This window comes from Xanthomonas sp. NCPPB 2632, assembly GCF_041228075.2.
GTDB lineage: Bacteria > Pseudomonadota > Gammaproteobacteria > Xanthomonadales > Rhodanobacteraceae > Luteibacter.
In genome coordinates, this window is record NZ_CM192979.1 from 2556996 (window position 1) to 2564361 (window position 7366).

Here is a 7366-nt window from a genome sequence, read left to right on the forward strand (position 1 = left end):
TCACTCATCAACAGCATCCTTCAGGTTATGGCGATGGTTTGGAGCACTTGTCGTGTCCCGTCGGCGGCGGCGGGCGGTTCCGCGCCGCATGCTTTCGTCGAGCATGCCGTCGCCGGGATCGCCTCCCGCCATGAAAGCGGCAAGCGCTTCGACGTTCGGGTAAGCAAAGACGTCGGTGATGCCGAGCCGTACCCCGATATGCTCCTCGATCGCCTTCAATAGCGTGGGGACAAGCAGGGAATGGCCACCCGATTCAAAGAAGTTGTCTTTCCGACCCAAGTGCGGCGCCCCCAGCACGTCACGCCAGATCGCGCCCAATGCCTCCTCGCGCTCACCGACGAAGGGTTCCGGTGCAAACGGGTGCGCCGCGCTATCCGGTAGCGGCAACGCAGCCGTATCCAGTTTGCCGTTGGGTGTCGTTGGTAACGCATCGAGCACGACATACGCGGCCGGTAACATGTAATCGGGCAGCGAGCGTGCCGCATGCATGCGCAGCATGCCTTCATCCGGCGCGGTTCCCGCCGCCGCGACGTAGGCCACGAGACAGGGGCCCTTGCCCGCCAGTTCCCTCGGCAACACAGACACCTCGGAAACACCCTCCACGGCAGCCAGCACTGCCTCGATTTCACCGGGTTCGATGCGATACCCCCGAAGCTTGACCTGACGGTCCTTGCGCCCGAGGTAATGGAGGGTTCCGTCGGCAGCCCAGCGTCCCCTGTCGCCCGTGCGGTACATGCGCTCGCCTTTAGCGTGGAACGGGTCGTGCAGGAACTTTCCATCCACGGCATCCACCTGCCCCAGGTAGCCGCGCGCCACGCCGGCGCCGGCAATGCATATCTCCCCCACCACGCCATCCGGCACCGGTCCACCATCCTCCCCGAGCAGGTAGATGCGGGTGTTTGCCACGGGGCGCCCGATACCCGGCAAAAAGCCGGTATCGCGCGTCATGCGATGCCAGGTCGAATAGGTGGTGGTCTCGGAGGGACCATAGAGGTTCCAGACTTCGCGGACACCGGTCTCCGCGAATATGCGCTCGACCAGCTCGCGCTTCAGTACTTCGCCAGCCAGGTTGACCACCTGGGTCGCTGGATGGATCGCTCCGCCGTCCAGCCATGCAACCATCGCGGATGGAACGGTATTGACCAGCGTCACGGGTGCCTGTCGGTCCAGTAGCGCCATCGCGTTCGAAACGACATGCACGGTACCGCCGACCGACCACGGCACGAAGCACTCGTACACCGCAAGGTCGAAATTAAGCGATGTGGAAAACAGCGTCGAGGAAAAAACCCCGGCCGGATGCGTTGAGGCTGCCCAGCGCATGAGGTTGACGGTGCTTCGATGCTCGATGACCACGCCTTTCGGTCGCCCTGTCGATCCCGAGGTGTAGATCACATAGGCCGCATCCGTGCCGGATACCTCATTGTCGCGGCGTGGGCCCGATGAACCGTCGAGATCGTCCAGCGCGTGTACCAGCGCATCGATGCGGACCCATCCGTCGATTGCACCGAGGCGATGCATCGTGGATGAATGTGCCAGGATGAGGCGTGGGCTGGCATCCGCCACCATGTAGGCAAGGCGTTCTTCGGGATACGCGGGGTCGAGCGGAAGATATGCCGCGCCGGCTTTCAGGATGCCGAGCAGCGTCCATGCAAGGTCAGCGTTTCTTGTCAGGCTGACTCCCACGAGCGACCCGGGACCCACGCCCTGCCCGCCAAGCCACCTGGCCAGCTGGTTGGCACGACGATCGAGTTGGGCGTAGGTCAATGAGACCTGTCCGTCAGTCACCGCCACCGCATCCGGCGTTCGCCGGCACTGGGCTTCGATGCACTGGTGGATGGTGGCATCGATAGCGACGGAGGGAACTGCCGCATTGCGCTCCACCAGCAACCTGTGCCGCTCGTTGTCGTCCAGCAGCGGGATCGCACCTATCGGTGTCGACGGATTATCACAGAAGGCATGCAGAAGATGCCGCAAATAACCGAGCCACCGCTCGATCGTGGTCCCATCGAACAGGTCTGTCCGGTAGGTCATCGTGGCGACAAAGGCCGCGCCACATTCACGCACCGACAGCATCAGGTCATGCTCGCTGGCATGCCAGGGAATATCGACAGGCGACAGTGAAAGGCCGTCGAACGCCCATTCCGTTTCCGGGGCATTCTGCAGGACCAGCATCGACTGGAAGATGGGGCTGTGTCCCCTCGAGCGCTCCGGCTTGATGGCATCCACCACCATCTCGAACGGAACATCGCCATGCTCATACGCTTCGATGGCCACGCGCCTTGCCACGCCGACCCACTCGCTCACGGTAAGGCTGGGTTCGATGCCCATACGCAAGGCCAGCGTATTGATGAAGAACCCGACAACACCTTCGAGATCAGGATGAGGACGATGGGACGCCGCCGTGCCCACGACCACGTCGTCGCCTCCGCTGAGGCGAGAGAGAAGCAACGTGAAGGCCGCATGGAACACCATGAAGAAGGTGGCGCCCTCGCCCCTTGCCAGGCCGGCGATACGTTCGCCCAGGCCGGCATCTATCGTGATGCTGGCACTGCCACCGTCATAGCCCTGTATGTTCGGACGGACGCGGTCCGTCGGCAGATCGAGCAACGGAGGTGCGCCCACCAGCCGCTCCTTCCAGAAGTCGAGTTGCCTCCGGAGGGCGGGGCCGCGATGCGGATCGCGTTGCCAATGGGCGTAATCGACGGACTGCACGCGAAGTGGGAAACGTTCGAGCGGGTGCCCTGCGCGCGCGGCCGCATACGCCTCGCACAGGTCGTGCATCAGGATGCCGAGCGACCAGCCATCGCATGCGATGTGGTGCACCGCCATGACCAATACATGGTGGTCCTGTCCCATGGCCACCAGGATCGCCCGGATGGGCGGCTCATCGGCCAGGGCGAACGGCGCGGCGATCGCCTCGTCCACGAACCGTCGCATCCCGGCCATCCGTTCCTCCTCCGTGCGCGCGACCAGATCGATCTCAGTCAGGGGAAAGGACCATTCAGGGTCGATAACCTGGATCAGCACGCCCCCTGTGTGAGCGAAACGGGTACGCAATGCCTCGTGCCGCTCCATCAGTGACTGCATTGCGCCCCGCAACGCCGGGACATCGAGCCTTCCATGCATATGCATCGCCCAGGAAAGTACATGGGGTGCGACGCCCCCTTCCATCCGGTCGAGGAACCAGAGGCGCTCCTGGCTGGGCGAAGCGGGCAACGGGCCCGAACGATCGATCCGCCGTATGGGCAGGTCTTCGGTATCCGCGCCTGGCTGAAAGCATGCGGCGATACCCGCGATCGTGGGATGTTCGAACACCTGCCGGAGCGGCACGACCAGGCCATGGCGTTCGCGCAGCCGGGTGGTGAACCTGACAGCCAGGAGCGAATGACCGCCGAGGTCGAAGAAACTCGCGTGGCGCCCCACCCTGTCCAGCCCGAGCAGTTCACGCCATATCCCGGCAACAAGCGATTCGGGTCCTACACGCGGATCCTCATACCCCCCCGTGGCTGCATCATCGAAGCCGGGCTGGGGTAACAGCGCCCGGTCCACCTTGCCGTTGACGTTAAGTGGCAGGTGGCCGACCACGACGAACGCCGATGGGATCATATAGGACGGCAGGATGGATGCCAGCCTCTCGCGCAGCATGGCCGCATCCATCGCCGCCCCGTTGGCGGCAACCGCGTAGGCGATCAATTGCCGGTCGCCCGATGCGCCGTCTCGTGTAACTACCGTGCATTCGGCGACCTCGTCCTGCTGAAGCAAGGCGCCCTCCACCTCGGCCAATTCGACGCGGAAGCCGCGGATCTTCACCTGGTGGTCGGAGCGGCCGAGGAACTCGATGTCGCCGTCCGGAAGGTACCGGGCAAGGTCGCCCGTCCGGTAAAGCCGCGTATGCGGATCGCCAAAGGGATCGGGAACGAAGCGTTCATCGGTCAGCTCGTCACGGCCGAAATACCCTCTCGCGAGGTTCGCTCCGCCGATGTAGAGCTCACCGGTGGCCCCGCGCGGCACGGGACGCATGCGCTCGTTCAACAGGTAGATCTGCGTATTGTCGATCGGCTTGCCGATCGGCGGGTGCGTCGCCCACGCATCGGTATCGGGGCCGAAGGTATAGGCGGTCACCACGTGGCTCTCGGAGGGTCCGTAGTGGTTATGCAGTACGCACCACGGATGTCGCTGGAAGAATCGCCGCACCGGTTGGGTGATCTGCAACTGTTCTCCGGTGGCCATGACCTCGACCAGGCATGGCAGCAGCTTTCCCGACGTAGCCTGTACTTCGGCCAGCTGCTGCAGGACCACGACGGGAAAGATCACTTTCCCGATCTGCTGCTCCGCAAGGAAATCCAGCAGGCCGGTGATATCCCGCCTCAGGTTTTCAGGAGGAACGACGAGCGTACCGCCGGTACCCCAGGCCGCGAACATTTCATGAAAGCTCGCATCGAAACTCAGAGAGGCAATCTGCAGGGTACGCAACGCGGGGCGCAGGGTCGAGAAGTGCCAGCGCATGAGGTTCACCAGCGCCCGATGCGGAAGACTCACGCCCTTGGGGCGCCCGATGGAACCCGACGTGTAGATAACGTAGGCCAGGTGGTGCGGCTCGATCGCCACGGGTTCGCGCCCTGCTCCGGCCGGCACGATGTGACGTTCGTCATCCAGCAAGACAACGGCGACATCCGTCCCCGGCAATGAAGCCAACAGATGCGACTGGGTGAGGATCACCCGTGGGGCAGCCTGCTCCATCATGTAGGCCAGGCGTTCCGCTGGATATTCGCGGTCGAGGGGGACGTAGGCCCCGCCCGCCTTGAGCACGGCGAGCAGGCCGATAGTCGCATCGATGGATCGATCGACGAACAGCCCTATGCGATCGTCGGGAACCACGCCAAGATCACGAAGATGGTATGCCAGAGCATCGCTTCGCCGATCGAGTTCGGCATAGGTCAGCGCCTCGTCGCCGTATTCCACGGCGATGGCATCGGGTGTGCGGGCTGCCTGCCGCTCGAAAAAGGCGTGAACACCGGCGACATCTCCCTCGGCCACTGCCGTGTCGTTCCATTCCTCCACGATCCTGCGTCGTTGCCCATGGGCCAGGATATCGAGCGAGGCCACCGGTTCGTCGGCCAGCTGCACGACGGCCTGCATGGCGGCTTCCAGGTTCTCCAGGTGGCACCGTATCGAATCGCTGTCGAACAGTTCCGTGGAGAATTCCATATGCCCCTCTAGGGCATCACCCGACATCCTGACATGCAGCGTCATCTCGAACTTCGAGACGACGCATGGCAGGTCCAGCGGGCTCAGCGACAGTCCATCCAGGACGAGGCCATCCGACGCGTCGTTCCCGACGACAAGCATGACCTGGAAGAGCGGCTGCCGCGACACACCCCGATCCGGACGAAGCGCCGCGACCAGGCTGGCGAAGGGAGCATCCTGGTTGGCCTGCGCTTCGGTCACGGTCTGCCGCACCTCATCCAGCAGGGCCCTGAACGACCGCGAACCGCGAACGCACTGTCGAAGGACGAGCGTATTGAGGAAAAAGCCGATCATGTCGGCGGTCTGCGGATGCGTGCGGCCCGCGAACGGGGAGCCCACCACCACGTCTTCCTGGCCAGCGTAGCGGGAAAGCAGCACCATCCACACCGCAAGGATACCCATGTAGGGCGTGGCACCCGCCTCCCGTACCATCGCCAGGAAGCGTCGCGATACATTGCCGTCGACGCGAAAAGCCACGGCGTCGCCTGCAGCTGAAGGCGAGGACGGCCTTGGGCGGTCCGTCGGCAGCAGGAGAGGTGCCGCACCGGCGAGCTGGCCCTTCCAGTACGCCAGGCAGGTGCCTAGCCGCGCCTCCTCCCGGCGCTCACGTTGCCATATCGCGTAGTCGGCGTACTGAACGGCCAGGGGCGGGAGTGACGGCTCCCGCCCCTTCGCAATTGCGGCGTAGCATACGGCCAGCTCCCGGAAGAAGATGGCTGTCGACCAGGCATCGGAAACGATGTGGTGCATGCTGAGCACGAGCACGTTGGCATGTTCCGCCAGTTCGACGACACGGGCACGGAACAGGGGACCGTTGGCGAGGTCGAAGGGCCGCACAGACTCCGCCGCCACGAACGCTTCCAGGTCGTGCGCCGGCAGCCCCTTCGTCACATCGATCACCTGCTGGACACCGGCTGGCACGATGCGCTGGTGCGGCACACCGTCGATATCGACGAAGTGTGTCCTCAGGATGTCGTGGCGTTCGACCATGGCCTCCATGGCCTGAACGAGCGCCTGAGTGTGCAGCGCACCGTCGATACGCAGCGCGGCGCACATATTGTATTCAGCAGGGGCAAGGCCCAGCCGGTCGAGAAACCAGAGTCGTTCCTGGGCCGCCGACGCGGGGACGGGACCGCCATCGGACCTTGGCGAGATGGCATCCGGGCCGTCCATCGCGATACCCCGGCGCTGGAGCAGCCGTTCGAAAAGTTCGCGCCGCTGTCCCGCGATCGTGGGCGTGTCTTTGGAGTGCATGGTCTCAGGCATCCTCTTGCGCATGCGGCCCGTTCATCGGCCAGCGACTTCCAATGGCGTCAAATCCGTCGAGCAAAGGAATTCGGGCCGGCGATGCCGGATATCCCTGCTCGTGTTATCGGTGCGGTTATAGGTGAGCAATGCCATCGCCCGGTCGAATGGTGAAAGGTTCGGCGGCGAAGCGTGGAACAGGTTTGCATGGAAGAAGAGAACCGATCCCGCCGGCCCCGTGGGCGAAACGATGCCGGACTCGGCGACGAAGCGTGCCACCGTCTGCCTGTCGAGCGAGTACTTGAGGTCCCTGGTGAGATGGGATATCCAGTCCGGACCGGGCTCATACCCTTCCGGCGTTTTTTCGCTCCCCTTCATCTCCACTGTCCCATGCGTGTGCGAACGTGGAACGAGGTAGAGAGGACCATTGAATTCGGTCACTTCGTGGAGGAATACGGCAACTGTAACGAGCTCCGGCCTGGGTATGGCATCTTCCTTCAACCAGAAGATGTAATCCTGATGCCAGCTCCATGCATCGCCTTCGAAGCCGGCCTTGGCGTTCACCTTGGACTGGTGGAGGTAAAGGTCGGAACCAAGGATTTCCCGCGCCGCACCCACGATCCGTTCATCCCGCACCAGTTCGGCAAAGGCCCTGCTCATCTGGTGGGGTGCGTAGACCGATCGCACTGTCGCGCCGTCTTTTTCTAGCACGCGACGTTCGTCGTCGCGTGCGAACATGCCGGGCAACTCGCTCCTTAGCAGGTCCATCTCGTCTTCGGAAAACACGCCTTCGAGAAAAAGGAAGCCCTCGTTCGCGTAAGACTCGCGTTGCTTTGCCGTGATACTCATCGATACGCTCCTTTCACCAGACCTT

The 7366-nt window shown here is 63.5% G+C and carries 2 protein-coding genes; both read right to left on the reverse strand.

What is annotated here, in order from left to right; genetic code table 11:
* Positions 1-6525 carry a non-ribosomal peptide synthetase gene (locus tag AB8808_RS11290; protein ID WP_369929403.1) on the reverse strand — a complete coding sequence of 2175 codons (6525 nt, stop codon included), beginning with the start codon at positions 6523-6525 and terminating at the stop codon, positions 1-3.
* 9 nt (positions 6526-6534) lie between these two features.
* Complete coding sequence (locus AB8808_RS11295) at positions 6535-7341, reverse strand: phytanoyl-CoA dioxygenase family protein (RefSeq protein WP_369929405.1); 807 nt, start codon at positions 7339-7341, stop codon at positions 6535-6537.
* Positions 7342-7366 lie beyond the last annotated feature (25 nt).

What these genes read in the sequence shown, in the direction of transcription:
- AB8808_RS11295 (WP_369929405.1), bottom strand. Translation starts at nt 7,341, where the DNA reads ATGAGTATCACGGCAAAGCAACGCGAGTCTTACGCGAACGAGGGCTTC.
- AB8808_RS11290 (WP_369929403.1), bottom strand. Translation starts at nt 6,525, where the DNA reads ATGCGCAAGAGGATGCCTGAGACCATGCACTCCAAAGACACGCCCACG.